Here is a 19,226-nt window from a genome sequence, read left to right as displayed (position 1 = left end):
GACCCCGGGCGGACCGCCCCTGAGACGGTCCGCCCCCGCTCCCCCGCTCCCCCGCAGCCCCCGCGCGCCTGCGCACGCACTCGGAAGTGGACTCGCCCATGCGGCTGTACGTCCTTGCCCGCAATCCCACCGACTCGGTCACCGAAGGCTTTCTGCCCGCCGCACGCGGGCTCGGCCTCGACGTCACGCTCCTCACCGATCAGCCGGATTCCCATCGGCGGGACCACCCTGACCTGGAGATCCTCGAGTGCGACGTACGTGACTTCCGCGCCGTCATCAGCCGGATCTCGGCGCATCACTCCCCCGACGCGGTCTTCACCAACAGCGACCACCTCCAGACCCAGGCCGCCCTGGCCGCCGAGTACTTCGGGCTTCCCGGCAAGGACTGGCGGGCGGCGCTGCGCACCAAGGACAAGGCGCAGATGCGCCGCCATCTCGCGGCATCGGGCGCCGACGCCGTCTGGGCCGCGGAGCTCCCGGCGGGCCATGACCCGGCCGAACTCGCCTCTCTGGACGCACCCTTCCCGTGCGTGGTCAAACCGCGTGAGGGCGTGGCGAGCGAGGACGTGATGCTGGTCGACGGGCCGGAGCAGCTGGTGCGGCGGTGCGCGGAGATCCAGGCGCGGCGGCCGGGGGCGGCGCTCGTCGTCGAGGAGTATCTCGCCGGGGAGCTGTGCACGCTGGAGACGCTCGGCGACGGCCGCGTCCGGCACGTCCTGGGCGGCTTCCGTACGGAGGTGTCCGCGCCGCCGTATTTCATAGAGGAGCGGCTGACGTTCACCCCCGCGCATCCGCCGCCGGTGGTGGATCAGGTGCTGGCTCAACTGGACGCGCTCGGCGTCGGGTTCGGGGCCTGCCACACGGAGTTCGTGGTGCACGAGGGCCGGGCCAGGCTCATAGAGGTCAACTACCGCGCCATCGGCGATCAGTGCGATCTGCTCCTCGCCCAGCTGCTGGGCATCCCGCTCTTCGAGCACATCCTCCGTACGCATCTGGGCGAGCCGCTCCCCACGGATCTGGGGGCACGGACCGACGGACGGGCGCGGCTCGACTACCCGTGCGCCCGCATCGCCGGGACGCTGACGGCCGCGCCGCACGCGGCCGACGTGACGGCGGCGGGCGGCGTGCGGCTCACGTACCGGCCGCTGCGTGCCCTCGGCGAGCGGCATGAACTCCACGGCACCAACCGGGACTTCCTCGGCGTCATCCGCGCCACCGGCACCGACCAGGCAGCGGTGGACCGGGCCGTGGCGGAGTTCCTGGCCGCGCACCGCTGGGAGATCACGCCGTGACGCGCGGGGTGCCCTCGGCGGTGCTCGGCCTTGAGGGTGAGCTGCTGTTACGCGTACTGAGCGCGCTGCTGCGCGAGGACGTGGTGGGGTGGCGCACCCGGAGCACGGCGGTACGGCAACCGGACGGCTTGTGGCTGAGGCTGCCGGTGGCGGTGCGCAACGCCTCTACCGCAGGTGAAACCACCGCCAGGGTCGCCGCCCCCCTGCCCGGCGACGCCCTGCTGATGCCCGTCCACGCGGACGGCTTTCAGGGAACCTACGCCGCACGGCGCCCCCTGCTCCGGTGGGAGTCCGACGGAGTCGAACTCGTCGACGCGGGCAGCGTTCTGTGCGCCCTGCGTGACCTCGCCGACCCCGTCGACCGTGAGGGGTTCGAGGCGCTCGCCGCAGAGTGCGGTCAGGCCCTCGACGCCATGCGGCTGCACGCCGGGACGAAGGATGAGGTGGACGGCCTGCTCGCCGGGCGGTACGGCGAGGACCCCGCCCGCTGGACGGGAGTCGCGAGCGGCAGCGCCTACGACGCACTCGCCGCGCGGGCGGATCACCCCGTGTATCCGACCTCGCGTGGCCGCTCCGGGCTCACCGTCACCCAACTGCGCGCGTACGCCCCCGAGTTCCACCCCACCTTCGCGCTGCGGCAACTGGCTCTGCCCAGCGACCGCGTCACCCTCGGCGGTGACACCGACGCCTGGCTCTCCCCCTCCGCCGCAGGGGCACCCGAGCTGGAGGGCAGCCATCTCGTGCTCCCCGTGCATCCGTTGACCGCCGAGGGCCCCCTGCGTGAAGCGCTGCGGAAGACGGGGCTCGACGGTCGCGCCCAGCTCCTCGAAGGGCCCGGCCCCGACGTCGTACCGACCCTGTCGATGCGCACCGTCGCCCTCCTCTCGGACCCGGCGCGGCACCTCAAACTGCCCCTGGCCACCGCGACCCTCGGTCTGCGCAACCGGCGCACCATCAAGCCGGGCACCCTCGTCGACGGCGCCGCCGGCCAGCGTCTGATCGAAGCCGTCGTCGCCCGTGAGCCCCGCTTCCAGGGCATCGTGCTGCACGCGGACGAGACCCGCTTCGCCCACGCAGGGCACGAACTCCTCGCCGTGCTCCTGCGCCGCTATCCGGCAGGCCTGGACGGCGCCGTCGTCGTGCCGATGGCCGCCCTGCTCTGCCCGTCCCCCGGCAGCTGCCGGCTCCTGATCGACCGCCTCGCCGAACGCTTCTACGGCGGCGATCCCCTCGCCCTTCTCGACGCCATGCTCACGCTCCTCTTCGACTGGCAGACCACCCTCTTCGCCTACGGGATCGCCCTGGAGTCCCACCAGCAGAACATCTCCCTGGTGCTGGACGACCGGCACCAGGACGACGGCAACGGCCCCCGGACCCGGCTTCGACTGCTGTTCAAGGACAACGACGGGCCGCGGATCAACCACGCCCGGCTGTGTGACGTCATGGGGCAACAGGCGCCGCCGACCGGCGAGTTCGACGACGCGAGGATTTTCGTCGACGGGGACCGGCCCGTGCTCGACCTGTTCACCACCATCACCCTCCACCTCTGCGCCGGTTCCTACGCCTTCGGTCTCGCCCGGCACGGCCACGCCCCGCTGGAGCGACTCCTCCGCCTCGTGCGCGAGCGGCTCGCCGAGGCCGTCGAACGGCTCGGCACAGGCGCCGGTGAGCCGGGGGCTCTGCTGCGGGCGCATGTACTCGACGCGCCGGAGCTGCCCGTCAAGGCGATGGTCACCGCGGGCACCCTCCTCTCCAAGGAGCGCTCCGGGGCCGCCGACATCAACAAGCACTACACGACAGGCCCCAACTACCTTCGGCGGACGGGGACTTCCTGATGGCCACCGCTTCGTCGACACACGCGCTCACGGAGGGCTCTGCCGTGGGCCCGGAACTCGGGCGACGCCAGGTGCACGCCGTCGCCGCCTGCTACTTCGTCGCTTCCTTCGCCGCGCTCGGACTGCCCCCGTACCTCACCGAGATCCTCCCGGAGCTCGGGGACGCGAGCGCCCGCTGGGCCGGGCTCCTCTATGTCGTCCCGACCGTCTTCGGCGCGCTCGGAGCGCCCCTGTGGGGCCGTGCCGCCGACCGCTTCGGACGAAAACGGCTGCTGCTGCGGGCCCAACTGGGCCTCGCTGTCTCCTTCTTGCTCGCGGGGTGGGCCGACTCCCTCGGGGGATTCGTCACCGCACTGGTGCTGCAAGGGATCCTCGGCGGCACGTTCGCCGCGTCCAACGGCTATCTCGCCGCCGCGCTCACCGGTTCGGGGCTCTCCAAGGCCCTCACCCTGATGCAGGGCGCGGCACGGGCGGCGCTCGTCGTCGCACCGATCGCCGTCGGCTCGCTGACGCCCTGGATCTCGCCGCACCGCCAGTACGCACTGCTCGCCGTCCTGCCGCTGGCCGCGGCCGTGATGCTCGCCGCGCTCCCCGAGCCCGCTCCGGTGCCGCCCGCAGCGGCCGTGGCCACGGAGCCGGACGCCGCCGCGCGGCTCGCTCCGCTCAGGGCGCTCTACGCGTTCGAGTTCGCCTTCGTCTTCTCCACCGTCATCTCCTTCCCCTACCTGATCGCGCTGGTCGAGGACCGAATACCCGGCGTGTCGCCGGTCGCGTCCGGCGCGCTCTTCGCCCTGCCGCACCTGTGCTATCTCCTCTTCGCGCTGCGCGTGCACCGGATCGTCGAGCACCGCCCCCTGCCGGGGATCGCCGCCGGGTTCGGTCTTGTCGCGCTCGGTCTCGCCGGGCACGGCGTCGCCGATTCGCTCGCCGCCTTCACCGGCGTACGGCTGCTGCTCGGCGCGGGCCTCACCTTCGGCCTTGTCAGCCTGTCCGTGCTGGCCGCCGAGTGCGCCAGGGGCAGACCGCCCGGCGGGATGTTCGGCTCGCTCGAACTCGTCTCCAAAGGGGGCGCGGTCGCCGCCGGACTCGCCGCCGCGGCCGGCAACGGCCTCCTCGGCCCGCCCGCGCCCCTCCTGACCGGCACCGCGATCGCCCTGCTCGCCCTGGCCGCCGCCACTCTCCCCGCCCTGTTCCGCCGCTCGACCCGCATCCGCTGGAGCCGTTGATGTCCTTGCCGAACGGCACGTTCGCCCCGTCCGCGACAGCCGCCCACTCCGCCGCCCTGACCACCGGCAGCGTCGCCGGCGCGGCGCCCACCGGACTGCCCAGCGCCGACGAGGCGGTGACGCACACCCTCCTCAACTGCCTGCTGCGTGAGGTCTCGGGCCCCGAGCACCAGACCGCCGTGGTCGACGGCCGGCTCCTGCTCCGGCTGCCGCGCCGTGGTGTCCTGCTGCGCGTCGCGCTGCGCCGTACCTCACTCCTCGGTGCGCACCGCTTCACCGGGCCGGTGACCGAGCAGCGCGACGGCGGCTGGGCGGAGGTGGACTGGCCGCGCCTCGCCGAGTACACGCACGCCGAGCTGTCCCTGCGTACGGGCGTGCGCAACGAGGAGTTCCTGGAGCAGATCGCCTCCAGCCACGAAGGTGTGAGCGCCGCCCTCGCCGCCGCCCGCCAGGCACCCTCCCCCAAGACGGCCCCCAGCCCGCCCGCGGCCTACCTCGCCTCCGAGCAGTCCCTGCTGTTCGGCCACCGGTTCCACCCCACTCCGAAGGCCCGCGGCGGCGACCTGGCCGACTGGTCCGCGTACGCCCCCGAGAACGCGTCCTCCTTCCCGCTGCGCCACCTCGCCGTACGGGACCACCTCATCGCCGAGGAGTCGGCGCGCCCGGGAGCCACGGACCCGCTCGACCGGCTCGGGACCGTGCCGGACGGCTACCGTCTGCTGCCCGTGCACCCCTGGCAGTACGACCTGCTGCGGGAGCACCCGGGGCTGCGCGCGGCCCTGGACCGCGATGACGTACTCGACCTGGGTCCTGGCGACTCGCCCTTCGCGGCCACCGCGTCCGTGCGCACGCTGTACGACGGTGACACCTTCCTGAAGTTCAGCCTGAATATCCGCATCACCAACTGCCTGCGCAAGAACGCCAGTTACGAGCTGTCGGGCGCCGTCGCGCTCACCCGCGTACTGGAGGGCGCCCTGGACGACCTCGCCGCCCGCTTCCCCGGCAGCGCCGTGCTCCGCGAGCCCGCCTACCGCAGCCTGGCGCTCCCGGGTCCGGGCGGTAGCCCCGATCCCTCCCTCCTGGAAGGCTTCGGCGTCATCGTCCGCGAAGGCCTTGCCGGGCGGCTCATCGCCGGTACGACGCCGCTCCTCGCCGCGGCGGTCGCGGACGAGTATCCGACGGGGCCCGGGCACATCTCCCGGCTGCTCGCGGGCGCCGGTCCGCAGCGGGCCCTCGACTGGTGGCGCAGGTATCTGCGGCTGCTGCTGCCGCCCGTGCTCGCCGCGTACTTCGACCACGGCCTGGTCCTCGAACCGCATCTGCAGAACGTCCTGGTCTGCGTCGACGACGACGGCATGCCCGCCCAGGTGCTCTTCCGTGACCTGGAGGGCACCAAGCTCGTCCCCGAGCGCCACAGCCGGACTCTCGCAGCGCTCCCGCCCGAGGTGGCCGGCCCGCTGACGTACGACGCGCAGCGCGGCTGGGACCGCGTCGTCTACTGCCTCCTGGTCAACCACGTCGCCGAGATGCTCGCCGCCCTCGCCGACCTGCACCCGCAGACCGAGCCCGCACTCTGGTCCCAAGTACGCGCCACGCTTCAGGAGTTCGGGGACACGCACGGCTGCCCGCCCCGGCTCAGCGCGCTGCTCGCCGGTGTCCCGCTGCCCGCCAAGGCCAATCTGCTCACCCGCTGGGAGCGCAAGGCCGACCGTGACGCGGGCTATGTCCGTCTCACCTCGCCCTTTCCGCTCGCCGAACATGTACGGGACCTCGGTGCCCGCACCGACGCACCTTGGAGCGCCGCCGGATGACCGACCCCACTTCCGTCGTACGGGACCGCGCCCTGGACCTGGCGTCCGATGAACTGCCCGCTTATATCTACGACTTGACGGCATTGAGCACGCACGCAGCCGCCGTGCGTGCCGCGCTTCCCCGGCAAGTGGAGCTGTATTACGCCGCCAAGGCCAACCCGGAGCCGGAGATCCTGGCGGCGCTCGGCCCGTACGTCGACGGCTACGAGGTCTCGTCGGGCGGTGAACTCGCCCACGTGTCCAAGGCGGTTGCGGGGCGTCCGCTGGCCTTCGGCGGTCCTGGCAAGACGCCGGACGAGATCGCGGCGGCCCTTGAACTCGGCGTGGAGCGTTTCCACGTGGAGAGCACGTACGAGCTGGGAATGCTGGCCTCCCTCGCCGCCCGCATCGCTCCGCGCACCCGGATCGGTGTACTGCTCCGCTTCAACCTTGCCCTCGACTCCGGTTCCCTGTCCGGGAGTTCACTGGCGATGGGCGGGCGCCCCACCCCCTTCGGCCTCGACCCGCAGGAGGCCGACGCCACGGTCATCCGGTTCACGGACGGCAGCCTTCCCCAGCTCCGGCTGCTCGGCGTGCACGCCCATCTGGCCAGCGGCCTCGACGCGCCGCGGCAGCTCACCGTGGCCCGGTCCGTCGTGGCCTGGTCACAGGCGCTCGCCCGGCGGCACGGCATCCGCCTCGCGGAGGTCAACGTGGGCGGCGGAATGAGCGTGGACTACACCGCCCCCGACGCGCACTTCGACTGGGCCGCGTACGGCGAGGGCCTCGCCCAACTCTGCGCGCGGCACCCCGGACTGACGCTCCGCATCGAACCGGGGCGGGCCTTGACGGCGTACTGCGGCTGGTACGCCACCGAGGTCCTCGACGTGAAGCAGAGCCACGGGGAGGAGTTCGCCGTGGTGCGCGGCGGCACCCACCATCTGCGCACCCCTGCCGCGAAGGGCCACGACCAGCCCTGCACCGTGCTCCCGGCGCGCGAGCCGTGGCCGCACCCCTGGCCGCGGTCCGAGGCGCGGCAGGAACGGGTGACGTTCGCGGGCCAGTTGTGCACCCCCAAGGACGTCCTGTCCCGGCGGGTTCCGGCGGCGGGGCTGCGGGCGGGCGACCGGGTGGTGTTCGCGATGGCGGGCGCGTACGCGTGGAACATCTCGCACCATGACTTCCTCATGCACCCCAGGCCGAACTTCCACTTCCTGTGAACGCCCTCCGCCTGACGGCACGTTGGGGGGGCGGCCGCCGCCCGAGTGATCGCGCTCAGGTCTTCCGCGCCTCGACGAGGCACCAGTGAGGGCTGCCGTCCGCCCGGCGGCCGAACTCCTCCAGCGGACGCAGCCTTACCGTGAACCCCGCCCGCACCAGGTCCTCCCGCACGTCACGCAGCGGGAAGGTCCGGTAGTACATGACGAACGGCGGCCGCCACAGGAGATTGCGCGCCCGCATCACGCCGTCGAAGCCGAGCAGCGCCCAGTACAGCGGTGACGTCAGGGGCTGTGGCGCGCCGATCGGGAAGGCGAAGACACCGCCCGGCCGCAGCGCCCGGCCGACCTCGGCGAACAGCCGTGGCCGCTCGGCGGGCAGGAAGTGTCCGAACGCCCCGAAGCTCACCGCCAGGTCGAAGGCCCCGCTGAAGGGCAGGTCACGGGCGTCGGCCCGCACCCACTCCACCGCGGGCCCGCCCACCCGGCCGGTCACGGAGGCCCGGGCCTCGGCCAGCATCCCCGTACTGAAGTCGACCCCGGTGACCCGCTCCCGGCACAGCGGCAGCAGCGCCCCGACGCCCGCGCCGGTGCCGCAGCAGACGTCGAGCCCCGCGTCGAAAGGCCCGAGGTCACGCAGCGTGTCGCCCACCGCGCGCAGCATTCGGTCCGGCGTACGGAAAGGGGTGTGGTCGAACTTGGGGGCCAGCAGGTCATAGCCGTCCTCGATGGAGGACAGGGCCTGCGCGGCCAGTTCGCGGAGCGTGGGGCCCTGGGAGGTGAACACCGGCCCCACCCTAGTGAGCGGCGGGCGGCAAGGGCTCGACCATGGACAAACCTGGGCATATCTTGGTAATGACGGGCGACTCGAAAGATTGGGGGTCGTCATGGTCACAGAGCTGCTCACAGCAGGGGCCGCGGTCGTGTCCGCAGGCCTGGTGTACACCGCGGCGGCGGCCAGGGTGGTCAAGCAGTACGAGAGAGGCGTGGTGCTCCGCCTCGGACGGCTGCGGGAGAACATCCGCGACCCGGGCTTCACTCTGGTGGTTCCCGGCGTGGACCGGCTGTACAAGGTGAACATGCAGATCGTGACGATGCCGATCCCCGCTCAGGACGGCATCACGCGGGACAACGTCACGGTCCGGGTGGACGCCGTCATCTACTTCAAGGTGATCGACGCCGCGGACGCGGTGATCAAGGTCGAGGACTATCGTTTCGCGGTCTCGCAGATGGCACAGACGTCGCTGCGCTCGATCATCGGCAAGAGCGATCTCGACGATCTGCTCTCCAACCGCGAGAAGCTCAATGAAGGCCTGGAGTTGATGATCGACTCGCCCGCGCTCGGCTGGGGCATTCAGATCGACCGGGTCGAGATCAAGGACGTATCCCTTCCGGAGACGATGAAGCGGTCGATGGCCCGGCAGGCCGAGGCGGACCGTGAGCGGCGGGCGCGTGTGATCAACGCGGACGCCGAGCTGCAGGCCTCCAAGAAGCTCGCCGAGGCCGCGCACGAGATGGCGGCCGAGCCTGCCGCCCTCCAGCTGCGGCTCCTGCAGACCGTCGTGGCGGTCGCGGCGGAGAAGAACTCGACGCTCGTACTGCCCTTCCCCGTGGAGCTGTTGCGCTTCCTGGAGCGGGCTCAATCGCAACAGCCGCTGTCGCCCGCACCACCCGCCCCCGCGGCCGGGCCGATTCCCGGGCGTCCGGCCGCGGCGTAGGGCAGGTCTCAGCCGTTCAGGCCTGAACCAGCCGCGGAGGCGCCCTTGGACACCGGTGCGTGATCCGCCCCTGACCAGCCCGCACGAGGCACGGGCCGGGGCGCGGTCCAGCTCGCGTAACCGCTGACATGGCCGGTTACCGCCAGGAGGTCTACCGGGTCGAGCCATGGGTCGGGTAGACGTATCGCGGCCGTAGACCCGCCACTCAGCACGAGGAGGCATGCCTCATGACCGGTGCCCGAACCACCACCGCCGCAGGCAAGACCCGGTTCGACGACATCTACAACCAGCCTGACCCCCGCGCCTACTTCCGTACGCTGTCACCCTTGCGCTACGAGATACCGCAGCAGGCCCAGGACGTCTTCCGGCGCACGCTCGCCCAGCGGTCCGCGGTGCGCGGCACCCATCTGCCCGTGACGGTTCTCGACCTGTGCTGCTCGTACGGGATCAATGCCGCGCTGCTCAACCACGACCTCACGCTCGCGGACCTGTACGCGCACTACACCAGCGAGGCGACCGGCTCCCTCAGCCGGGGTGAACTCATCGAGTTCGACAAGGAGTTCTACGCCTCGCGGCGGCGCACGGACGCCGTTCCGGTCATCGGCGTCGATACGGCCGAGAACGCGACCCGCTACGCCCTGGAGGTGGGGCTGCTCGACGAGGCCTATGCCGAGAACCTCGAGCGTCACCCGCCCAGCGACGGGCTGCGCAGCGCGGTCGGACGTGTCGGCCTGATCACCGTGACCGGGGGCATCGGCTACATCACCCACCGCACCTTCGACGCCCTCCTGGACGCGACGCGCCTTCCGGTGTGGGTGAGCGCGTTCGTCCTGCGCACGGTGCCCTATCAGCCCATCCTGGCCAGCCTGGACGCCCACGGTCTGGCCACCGAGACGGATCCCGAACGGGCCTACCCGCAGCGGCTGTTCACCGACCTCACCGAGCAGCGCAACGCCGTCGACCAGGTGCTCAAGGCCGGCGACGACCCCACAGGCCTGGAGGCGGACGGCCGCTACTACACCCGCCTCCACCAGTCACGGCCGCGCCCAGCGTAACCCTCGCGGTGCGGGGCGTGGTCCCACCGCGCCCCGCACCCCACCCGCGGCAGCGACAGAGGTCAGCTCAGCTCGTGAAGAACTCGGTGACCTGCTCCGCGAACTGCTGCGGATTCTGCTCGTGCACCCGGTGCCCGCCAGGAAGCGTGATCAGCCGCGAGTCGGGGATCGCCGCCGCCATGTCGGGGATGCGCTCCTGCGGCATGCTGCTGTCCGGGCCGCCCGCCACGATCAGGGTCGGCGCGACGATCTCGCCGAGCCGCTCGGCCCACTCCGGATCGGGGTCGAAGATCTGGGCGCGGACGGCGGGGGACACGGGCCAGTCGTAGTCGATGGCCCCTTCGGGGCGCGGGACCTCGACCCAGTCGCTCGGATAGGGCGGCGGCGTCTCCTCCAGGACCAGGCGCTCGACGCGGTCGGGGTGCTCCTCGGCCAGCAGGTACGCCACGACTCCGCCCATGGAGTGGCCGACGACTCCGACACGGTCGAGGCTCAGCTCGTCGAGGAAGCCGAGCACGTCGTCCCGCATCAGCTCGACCCCGTACTCGTCGGGCCAGTCGCTCTCCCCGTGCCCGCGCAGATCGACCGCGTACACCCGCCACTCCTGGCCGAGCAGCTGCCCGACCTGCTCCCAGGTCGCCGATGACCCGCCGAGCCCGTGCAGCAGCACGACGGGCGAGCCGTACGAGTCGCCCCAGGTCCGATAGGCCAGGCGTACGTCGCCCACATCCACCACTGCGTGATCGTTCATGCCCCTGACGCTACAGCGCGGTGCGTCCGAACCATTGAGCGGTGGCACACGCGCGTGCTAGAAAGCGCTTACCCTCACGCGGTCCCCCGCAGCTCTCCCCTCCCTCGCCATCACCTCACCATCGGAGACCCCATGACATCTCCTTGGTCCCGCCGCGCTTTCCTGCTCACCACCGGCGGCTCCGCGCTCGCCCTGACCGCTGCGGGGGTCCTGCCGCCCGACGAAGCGGCGGCTGCCGACGCGTACGAGGCCCTGCGCACCAAGTGGCGCACGCTGATCCTGGGGGACGGTTTCGTTCCCACGGCCGAGCCGTTCAAGAGCCGCCTCGCGGAACTCGGCACCACCGCGCGGGAGCTGCGCGCCGCCATGGCCCCTGCCACGGGGTCCCTCTGGCCGGACATCTCGTACGCGGATCCCGATCCGGACACCGACCAGGAGTCGTACGGCTATTCGGCAAACGTGGTAACCGGTTACAGCAGGCTCAGCACCATGGCGCAGGCCTACCGCCAGGAGGGCACGGGGCTGACCGGCGACGCGGGCCTCAGGGCCGACATCCTGACCGGCCTCGACCACCTCTACGCGCAGGTCTACAACGAGAACCAGGCGCGCTTCGGCAACTGGTACAGCTGGCAGATAGGCGCCCCGCAGCACCTCCTCGACCTCTGCGTCCTGATGTACGACCAGCTGTCGGCGGCCCAGATATCCAACTACTGCAAGGCCGTCGACCACTTCGTGCCGGACTCGGCGGTGGGCAGCTACACCGGGACGAGCACCGGCGCGAACCGCGTCGACCTGTGCCGCGTGCTCGCGCTGCGCGGGGTCGTCGGCGCCGACTCCGCGAAGATCGCGCTCGCCAGGGACGCCCTCTCCCCCGTCTTCCCCTACGTGACGGCCGGCGACGGTCTCTATACCGACGGCTCGTTCATCCAGCACACCACCGTGCCCTACACCGGGTCGTACGGATCGGTGATGCTGGGCGGCATCGGCATGCTCTTCGCCCTTCTGCGCGGCTCCAGTTGGGAGGTCACGGACCCCAAGAAGCAGATCATCTTCGATGCCGTGGAGAAGGCGTGGGCGCCGTTCATCTACAACGGCCTCGTCATGGACGGCGTGGCGGGCCGGGCCATCAGCCGTGGCCTAGCCGCGTCGGACGCCAAGAAGATCCAGGCCGACGACCATCTGCGCGGGCATCCGATCCTGTCCGCCGTCGTCCTCCTGGGCCAGGGTGCGAGCGCGGCCGAGAACGCGCGCTGGCGCGGCCTGGTCAAGGGCTGGGTACGGCGCGACTACTACAGCCCGCCGCTGAGCGACCCCTCGCTCGGCCTGACGGCGCTGGCCCGGCTCAAGGGCGTCGAGGACGACACCACGGTGGCCGCGACCGCCGAACCCACCGGCCACCGCCTGTTCACCGACATGGCCCGCGCCACGCACCGGCGCCCCGGCTGGGCGGCTTCGATCAGCATGGCGGATCCCCGCATCACGTACTACGAGACGGGCAACGGCGAGAATCTGCGGGGCTGGCACACGGGTTCCGGAATGCTCTATTGGTGGGGCGACACCTACGCCAACGGCCAGTACAGCGACGCCTTCTGGCCCACCGTCGACCCGTACCGCCTGCCCGGCACCACGGCGTCCCGCAAGGCTCTCGGGGACGCGGCGGGCGGCGACTGGGGCGCGTCGCTGCCGGACGTGAAATGGGTGGGCGGCGCGAGCGACGGGCAACGGGCGGCCATCGGGCAGTACTTGAAGGGCCTCCAGAGCACACTGCGCGCGAAGAAGTCCTGGTTCTGTCTGGACGACGCGATCGTCTGTCTGGGTACGGGCATCGCCTGCACGGACGGCGCGGCGGTCGAGACGACCGTCGAGAACCGCAATCTCGGCCCCACGGGTACGACGCCCTTCCAGGTGGACGGCGCCGCCAAACCGACCGCCGTGCCCTGGTCCGCCACCCTCACCGGCGCCAAGTGGGCCCACATAGGGGGCCACGGCGGCTACGTCTTCCCCGGCGGCGCGACGGTCAAGGCACTGCGCGAGGAGCGCACCGGCAAGTGGAGCGACATCAACAAGGGCGGCGCCACGACCGCGATCGCCCGCAAGTACCTCACGATGTACGTCGACCACGGCACCGCCCCGACGAAGGGGACGTACGCCTACGTACTGATGCCCGGCGCGAGCGCGGCCCAGACGGCGGCTCGCGCCACGGACACGGGATGGCTCCAGATCCTGGCCAACTCCGATGACCAGCAGGGTGTTTCCGTGCCCACGCTCGGTTTCACCGGAGTCAACTTCTGGTTCGGCGGCACGGTCGGAAAACTCACCGCGAGCGCTCCCTGCTCCGTGCAGATCAGCGAGAAGAGCGACGGCACCGCGGTCATCTGCGTCAGCGACCCGATGCGCGCGCAGACCTCCCTGACGCTGGCCTGGAACCGCGCCGTTTCCGCGGTGACGGCCAAGCCCGCCACGGTGACATCCGCGGCCACGGGAGCGTCCTTGAAGCTGACCTTCGGCGACCTGAGCGGTACCAGGGGGGCGAGTCAGCGGATCACAGTGAAGCTCGGCTGACAGCGGGCGCGGCGCCGCGCCCTTTAGCACCGATGCTTTCAGGTCGTCCCTGAATTCCGGTAGAAAATCAAAACAACTGTCCTTGCAGGTCAGGCGGTTGTTCTTGCTTGCACCATCGACTCCGGTCCGCATGGTGGACACTCTTCGCGCGCTGCTCCACCCTCTCTTCGCCCGCCCTGAGCTGCCCGAACAGTCGTCCGGTGACCGCTGAGCGGACACATCCATCCGGAAATCGACCATGCAATTGGTGCTCACTCTCCGCACCGGCAAGACTCCCGACCGCAATCAGGAACACACCCGCATCAAAGGAGAGTTGACGTGCGCTACTTCCTCAAGACCGTGGGCGCCACCGCTGTCGTGGCCGCCTGCGTGATGTCCGCAGCCGCCGGCACGGCACAGGCTCAGCCCAAGGCCGCCGCCGCGAGCCTCTACGCGCCCTCGTCGCTGGTCCTCGCCGTCGGCCAGGGCGAGGACGCGGCCACGGCGACGATGCTGCGCGCCGTGACCCTGACCTGTATGCCCAAGGCCTCGGGGAGCCACCCGTCGCCGTCCGCCGCCTGCGCCGAACTGAGGGCCGCCGACGGCGATTTCGCCCAGCTGGTCGGCTCGCCGTCCGGTATGGCGTGCACGAAGGAGTGGAAGCCCGTCGTGGTCAGCGTCGACGGTGTCTGGCAGGGCAGACGCGTCGCGTGGTCCAAGACCTTCGGCAACAGCTGCGAGATGCGGGCGAGCCTGCCCGAGGGTTCCGCGCTCTCCTTCTGAGGGCCGAGGCGTCAGCCGCACGGGGCGCACGACACGCGCGCCCCGTGCACGTTGCCGCCGCCCACCTCACGCCCCGCGGGAATCCCCGGACCTGACCGGCGGGAAGAGCGTTTCCTGGGCCAGGCTCGCGGCAAGGGTCCCCTCGGCCGTGTACATCCCGCCCGAGTACCAGCCGCGGCCCTGCGCGACGGTCCGCGGGACCATGTCGAGGAGCACCCACGAGTCGAAGCTGACCGGACGGTGGAACCACACGGCGTGGTCGAGCGTGATGCCCGCGTATCTGCCGCCGCCGCTGACGCCGGAGATGCCGGTCGACACGTCGGAGACGTACGTCAGCGCGCACGCGTCCAGAAGCGGGCTTCCGGGAAGTGTGTCCTTGGCCCGCGCCCACAGGCGTGTGGGCAGGCCGCGCCCCCACGGCTGTGTCTGCGCGGGCAGGCGCCATTCGATCAGCGGAAAGCGCCGCATCTCGAAGGGCTCGGACTCCTCCGGCGGCGTCGGGGCCGGTGCGTCGCCGAGCTGGGTGTCCTGACCCGCCGAGGGCTCGTGGAAGGAGGCCGACATGGTGAAGACCACCCTTCCGTGCTGGCGGGCGACAACTCGGCGCGCGCCGAAGGAGATTCCGTCCCTGGTCCGCTCCACCTCGAAGTCGACGGGGCGCGTGGTGTCACCGGGCCGGAGGTAGGCGGCGTGCAGCGAGTGCGGCAACTGCCGCTCCGGCACGGTCAGTCCCGCGGCGAGCAGCGCCTGGGCGGCGAGTTGGCCGCCGTACAAGGAAAAGGGCTCGGTGACGACGACGTCGGCCCGGTAGCGGTTCTCCCCCGTCTCCTCGACCACCAGCAGATCGGAGAGCGTGCACCGCGCCTGAGTGGTCAACGCGCACCTGCCGGGGCCGGGTCGGGCGTGTTTGCCGCGCCTTGGACGGCTGCGTCTCGGACAGCTGCGTCTCGGACGGCTGCGCGTCGGATGGTCCGGTCCACGGGGCTCCTCCTTGATCCAGCTGCCAGTGTGCCCCGGCGAGCGGGCCGGGCAGCGCCCGCATGACGCACATCACAGGGCGCCGGGTACGCTGCCTCGCGCCGCGGCCGCCCATCGCCCCTTGAAGGAGCCGTCTCCAGCCATGGTCCACGCACAGGAGATCACCACCGCCCGTCTCGTCCTCGTACCCCTGCGGGTCGAGCACGCTGATGAGATGGCCGATGTGCTCTCCGATCCGGCCCTGCACACCTACATCGGCGGCTCGCCGGACGATCCGGGGGCCTTGCGTGCCCGCTACCGGCGGATGACCGCAGGGGCGCCCGACCCGGCGGTCTCCTGGTGCAACTGGGTGCTGCGGCTGCGCGACGAGGGCCACCTGGCAGGGACCGTGCAGGCGACCGTCGGTCCGGCCGCCGACGGCGGTGAGGGGCTTGTCGCGGAGATCGCCTGGGTCGTGGGGACCCCCTGGCAGGGGCGGGGCCTCGCAGCGGAGGCGGCCCGTGGCCTCGTCGGCTGGCTTGCGGGGCAGCGGGATGTGGCCGGCGTCATCGCGCATGTCCACCCGGATCACCTGGCTTCGGCCGCCGTCGCCACCGCCGCGGGCCTTGCGCCCACGGACGAGTGGCAGGACGGCGAGGTCAAGTGGGCGCGGAAGCTGGAGCGTTGAGCGGAGCCGGGCGTCGACGCGCCCGGAAGCCATGCGTCGAAGCGCCGCTCAGCGTCGGCCGCGGAACGTACGGCGCAGGTCGCTGATCCAGCCCTCGGGGATCTCCCAGGGGATGAAGTGGCCGCCGCCCTCATGGGCGTTGAGGTTGACGTGGTGATACCAGTCGGCGCGGTCGCCCGCGAGCCAGCTCTGGACGCGCTGCTCGGCGGTGGTGACGCCGGGCGGGTTCTCGTGGCCGACGAAGGTGAGGCCGGTGGGCGCCTCGATGACCGGTCGGCGGTCGTGGGAGGGGGTCCAGGGGTAGCGGTTGGCGTTGGCGTAGTAGCGAATCGACGTTCCGATGGCGTTGTTCACCCAGAAGATCATGGCGTGGGTGAGGAGATCGTCCTTGGAGAAGACGCTCTCCACGTCGCCCCGGTTGTCGCTCCACTTGTCCCAGCGCTCCAGGATCCAGGCGAGCAGGCCGACCGGTGAATCGCTCAGCCCGTAGGCGAGGGTGCTGGGGCCGAGGACGTGGACGGCCAGGTGGGCGGCGAAGCGCCGTTCCAGGGAGAGCAGTTGGCGGTGGGCGGGCTCGGGCAGCCCCTCGGGGATCGGCTGTCCGCCGCTGAGGTCCCAGCCGCGGTCGCCGTTGAACAGGGTGAGCTTCTGGCCGGAGCCGATGTGGATGCCGAGGAGCTCGTCGGCGTACTTGTGGCCGAGCTGGCCGGTGACAAGGGCGCCGATGTCACATCCCGCGGCGGCGTACCTCTCGTGGCCGAGCGTGTCGGTCATCAAGGTGTGCCAGAGGTCGGCGACCTTCCAGAAGTTCATGTCGGGGTGGTCCGGCAGCGGCGTGGAGAAGCCGAAGCCGGGCAGCGAGGGCACGATGACGTCGAAGGCGTCGGCCGGGTCCCCGCCGTGGGCGGCGGGGTCGGCGAGGGCGTCGACGACCTTGGACCAGTGCCAGAAGGTCCAGGGCCAGCCGTGGGTGAGGACGAGCGGCGTCGGTGCGGGGCCCACGCCGGGCCTGCGCATGAAGTGGACCGGCACACCGTCGACGTTCACCCGGTAGTGCTCGTAGGCGTTGATCGCGGCTTCGGCCTTGCGCCAGTCGTAGTGGTGGAGCCAGTACTCGGCCAACTCCTGGAGGTAGCCGCGGCGGACGCCGTAGTACCCGTCGTCGTTGCCCACGTCGTCGGGCCACCTCGTCAGCCGCAGCCGCGCCCTGAGGTCGTCGAGCACCGCGTCGGGGACGTGGATCGGCTCGGGCGTCAACGGGAAGCGTGCTGCGGCTGCCATGGGGGTCCTTCCGAGGAAGAGAATCAGTACGGGCGGTCGCCCGCGATCGCGACGCGTTCGGCCACGCGACGGTGCGGGGCGTAGTCGTCGACCGCGTAGTGCTGCGTGGAGCGGTTGTCCCAGAAGGCGACGTCGCCGGCCTGCCAGTGGAACCGCACCTGGTACTCCGGGACTTGCGCCTGCCGCACGAGGTAGCCGAGCAGCCGGTCGCTCTCCGCCCGGTCCATGCCCACGATGTGCGTGGTGAAGGAGGTGTTGACGAAGAGCATCCGCCGCCCGGTCTCCGGGTGCCTGCGCACCACGGGGTGCGTGACCGGCGGGAACTCCTCCTGGAGCGGGATCAGCTTCTCGGGGCCGTAGAAGCGGGCGAAGCCGGGGATGAAGTCGTGCACGGCCTGGGCGTCCTCGATGCGGGCCTTCACCTCGTCCGGGAGGTTGTCGTAGGCGGCGGCCATGTCCGCCCACATCGTGTCGCCGCCCACCGGCGGCACCTCACGCAACTGCAGGACGGCGCCGAGCGCGGGGCGTTCGCGGAAGGTGACGTCGGCGTGCCAGACGTTCTCGTACGTGGGTGTGGCGCTGCCGCCCTTGTCGAACCGGACGACGTCGTCGGCGGAGCCGCGCGCGAGCAGCGGATTGGTCTCCAGGTCACCCCAGTTGAGGGCGAAGGCACGCTGCTGCTCGGAGGTGATTCCGGCACCCCGGAAGAACAGCACCTTCCACTCCAGGAGTGCGCGGTTGAGCTCCTCGCGCAGCCCGGCGGTGAGCGGCCGCGCGAGGTCGACCCCGCGGATCTCGGCGCCGATGATGCGGCCCTGGGGGACGACGTCGATCAGTTCGTACGGGCGCTCTTCCCAGCCTTCCGGCACGCGGTGCAGGGTGCGGCGTCCTTCGTACATGCCGTCGGCGGGGACGCGGGCGTCACGGAGAGCGGGCGACGCGGCCGGCGCGTCAGGGGACGACCCCGTGGGCGGGAGGGCAGGGGTGACGACAGTCATGGTGATCCTTCAGTGATGAGTGAGCGGGTGGCGCGGTACGGAGGCGGAGCTCCGGACAGCTAGCGACCCGATCGCTCGCACCCACGCCGCCACGGGACCCCGAAGGTCCGTGCGGTGGCGGTCAGGTGCTGGATCATGCTGGCCATTGTGTACGGCTAGGCCTTGCGGAGCAAACCCCCGTACTCGTAGATCCCCTTGCTCTGCTCGGTGGCGCCCAGATACGGGGCGAGGTCGTCGTGGACCGGGGCGAGCGGCGGCTGGTCGGCGTCCGGGCGCCAGTCGACCAGGTTCACCAGGCCGGGCTCGACGGGAGCGAGGCCCTCCAGGAGGGTGTCGACCTCGGCGGGGGTGCGGGTCTGCCAGGGGACACCGCCGCCGGAGATGTGCGCGCTCATCGCCGCGCCACGTTCCGGGTCGTCGGCGACGACCTGGGAGAGGCCGAGGTAGCTGCCCGGTGCCGCCCGGTCGATGATCGTGCGCAGTACGCGGCGCGGGTCGTCGGCGTCGGTGAGGTGGTGCACCACCGACAGGAAGAGGATGGCGACCGGCTCGTCGAAGTCGATGAGGCGCCGCACGTCGGGGTGGCCGACGATCGCGTCCTGGTCGCGCATGTCACCGTTGATGACGGTGGTGGTGGCGTCGTCGGCGAGCAGCGCCCTGCCGTGCGCGAGGACGATCGGGTCGATGTCCACGTAGACGACACGGGCGTCCGGTGCGAAGCGCCTGGCGACCTGGTGGACGTTGTCGTCGGTCGGCAGGCCGCAGCCCATGTCGATGAACTGGCGGATCCCCGCCCGGCTCAGATGGCGCACGGCCCGGTAGAGGAACTCGCGGTTCTGCCGGGCGATGTCGACGCACTCGGGGAAGTCGGGCAGTGTCCGCAGCAGGAAGTCCCGGTCGACCGCGTAGTTGTCCTTGCCGCCGAGCATCCAGCCGTAGGCGCGTGCCGACGTCGGCACGTCGAAGGGGATGGACATCATCTCGGTCCGGTCGTCTGCGGTCACAGCGCGTTCTCCACCTCTCCCAGAGGGATACGGGTATGTGCTCCGGTCGGTCATGTGTTTTGTCGCGGCGACATTACCCCCTGTCGGCCT

At 71.3% G+C, this 19,226-nt stretch carries 16 protein-coding genes; 10 read left to right on the top strand and 6 right to left on the bottom strand.

All coding sequences use genetic code 11. The annotated features are described in order from the left end of the window. Positions 1-98: 98 nt before the first annotated feature. From ACGFX9_RS22745 to ACGFX9_RS22725, 5 genes are read left to right on the top strand one after another with little or no spacing between them, the layout of a single operon-like run. Positions 99-1,292 (top strand): acetyl-CoA carboxylase biotin carboxylase subunit family protein, encoded by a 1,194-nt coding sequence (locus ACGFX9_RS22745; protein ID WP_393474797.1) that lies wholly within the window; start codon positions 99-101, stop codon positions 1,290-1,292. After that, on the top strand, positions 1,289-3,127 hold the full coding sequence (locus ACGFX9_RS22740; RefSeq protein ID WP_393474794.1) for an IucA/IucC family protein: 1,839 nt from the start codon (positions 1,289-1,291) through the stop codon (positions 3,125-3,127). The genes ACGFX9_RS22745 and ACGFX9_RS22740 overlap by 4 nt, the downstream gene beginning before the upstream one ends. Next, positions 3,127-4,353, top strand: coding sequence for an MFS transporter (locus ACGFX9_RS22735; RefSeq protein WP_393474791.1), 1,227 nt, complete (start codon positions 3,127-3,129; stop codon positions 4,351-4,353). The genes ACGFX9_RS22740 and ACGFX9_RS22735 overlap by 1 nt, the downstream gene beginning before the upstream one ends. Next, on the top strand, positions 4,353-6,164 hold the full coding sequence (locus ACGFX9_RS22730; protein ID WP_393474788.1) for an IucA/IucC family protein: 1,812 nt from the start codon (positions 4,353-4,355) through the stop codon (positions 6,162-6,164). The genes ACGFX9_RS22735 and ACGFX9_RS22730 overlap by 1 nt, the downstream gene beginning before the upstream one ends. Next, a complete protein-coding gene (locus ACGFX9_RS22725) occupies positions 6,161-7,363 on the top strand; it encodes a type III PLP-dependent enzyme (RefSeq protein ID WP_393474786.1) in 1,203 nt (400 codons plus the stop codon). The genes ACGFX9_RS22730 and ACGFX9_RS22725 overlap by 4 nt, the downstream gene beginning before the upstream one ends. Before the next feature lie 55 nt (positions 7,364-7,418). Here the strand turns inward: ACGFX9_RS22725 and ACGFX9_RS22720 are convergent, their stop codons facing one another. Further along, positions 7,419-8,147: a class I SAM-dependent methyltransferase gene (locus ACGFX9_RS22720; RefSeq protein ID WP_393474783.1), complete on the bottom strand. Its 729-nt coding sequence runs from the start codon at positions 8,145-8,147 to the stop codon at positions 7,419-7,421. Between the two features lie 100 nt (positions 8,148-8,247). Here ACGFX9_RS22720 and ACGFX9_RS22715 point away from each other — a divergent pair, with 100 nt between their 5' ends. Continuing rightward, a complete protein-coding gene (locus ACGFX9_RS22715) occupies positions 8,248-9,078 on the top strand; it encodes a slipin family protein (RefSeq protein ID WP_393474780.1) in 831 nt (276 codons plus the stop codon). A 227-nt stretch (positions 9,079-9,305) separates the two neighbouring features. Next, positions 9,306-10,133 (top strand): hypothetical protein, encoded by an 828-nt coding sequence (locus tag ACGFX9_RS22710; protein WP_393474778.1) that lies wholly within the window; start codon positions 9,306-9,308, stop codon positions 10,131-10,133. 67 nt (positions 10,134-10,200) lie between these two features. Here ACGFX9_RS22710 and ACGFX9_RS22705 read toward each other — a convergent pair whose 3' ends face one another. After that, a complete protein-coding gene (locus ACGFX9_RS22705) occupies positions 10,201-10,884 on the bottom strand; it encodes an alpha/beta fold hydrolase (RefSeq protein ID WP_393474775.1) in 684 nt (227 codons plus the stop codon). Positions 10,885-11,016: 132 nt separating this feature from the next. Here ACGFX9_RS22705 and ACGFX9_RS22700 point away from each other — a divergent pair, with 132 nt between their 5' ends. Both ACGFX9_RS22700 and ACGFX9_RS22695 read left to right on the top strand, forming a co-directional pair. Beyond that, the gene (locus ACGFX9_RS22700) at positions 11,017-13,446 is read left to right on the top strand and encodes a polysaccharide lyase 8 family protein (RefSeq protein WP_393474772.1); all 2,430 of its coding nucleotides are present in this window, start codon (positions 11,017-11,019) and stop codon (positions 13,444-13,446) included. 318 nt (positions 13,447-13,764) lie between these two features. Next, complete coding sequence (locus tag ACGFX9_RS22695) at positions 13,765-14,208, top strand: subtilase-type protease inhibitor (protein ID WP_393474769.1); 444 nt, start codon at positions 13,765-13,767, stop codon at positions 14,206-14,208. Positions 14,209-14,274: 66 nt separating this feature from the next. Here the strand turns inward: ACGFX9_RS22695 and ACGFX9_RS22690 are convergent, their stop codons facing one another. Next, positions 14,275-15,084, bottom strand: a complete 810-nt coding sequence (locus tag ACGFX9_RS22690) for an acyl-CoA thioesterase (RefSeq protein WP_393474765.1) — start codon at positions 15,082-15,084, stop codon at positions 14,275-14,277. Positions 15,085-15,328: 244 nt separating this feature from the next. Between ACGFX9_RS22690 and ACGFX9_RS22685 the strand changes: the two genes are divergently transcribed. Next, positions 15,329-15,853, top strand: a complete 525-nt coding sequence (locus tag ACGFX9_RS22685) for a GNAT family N-acetyltransferase (RefSeq protein WP_393474762.1) — start codon at positions 15,329-15,331, stop codon at positions 15,851-15,853. A gap of 48 nt (positions 15,854-15,901) precedes the next feature. On the opposite strand, the gene ACGFX9_RS22680 is transcribed toward ACGFX9_RS22685, so the two are convergent. The 3 genes from ACGFX9_RS22680 to ACGFX9_RS22670 form a co-directional block, all read right to left on the bottom strand. Then, a complete protein-coding gene (locus ACGFX9_RS22680; RefSeq protein ID WP_393474759.1) occupies positions 15,902-17,134 on the bottom strand; it encodes an epoxide hydrolase family protein in 1,233 nt (410 codons plus the stop codon). Positions 17,135-17,157: 23 nt separating this feature from the next. Continuing rightward, positions 17,158-18,033, bottom strand: a complete 876-nt coding sequence (locus ACGFX9_RS22675) for a TauD/TfdA dioxygenase family protein (protein WP_393475397.1) — start codon at positions 18,031-18,033, stop codon at positions 17,158-17,160. A 254-nt stretch (positions 18,034-18,287) separates the two neighbouring features. Next, positions 18,288-19,136, bottom strand: coding sequence for an SAM-dependent methyltransferase (locus ACGFX9_RS22670; RefSeq protein WP_393474756.1), 849 nt, complete (start codon positions 19,134-19,136; stop codon positions 18,288-18,290). Positions 19,137-19,226 lie beyond the last annotated feature (90 nt).

The sequence above is a fragment of the Streptomyces sp. NPDC048436 genome, from assembly GCF_043200355.1.
Taxonomy (GTDB): domain Bacteria; phylum Actinomycetota; class Actinomycetes; order Streptomycetales; family Streptomycetaceae; genus Streptomyces.
This window is presented reverse-complemented; position numbering and strand designations above follow the sequence as displayed.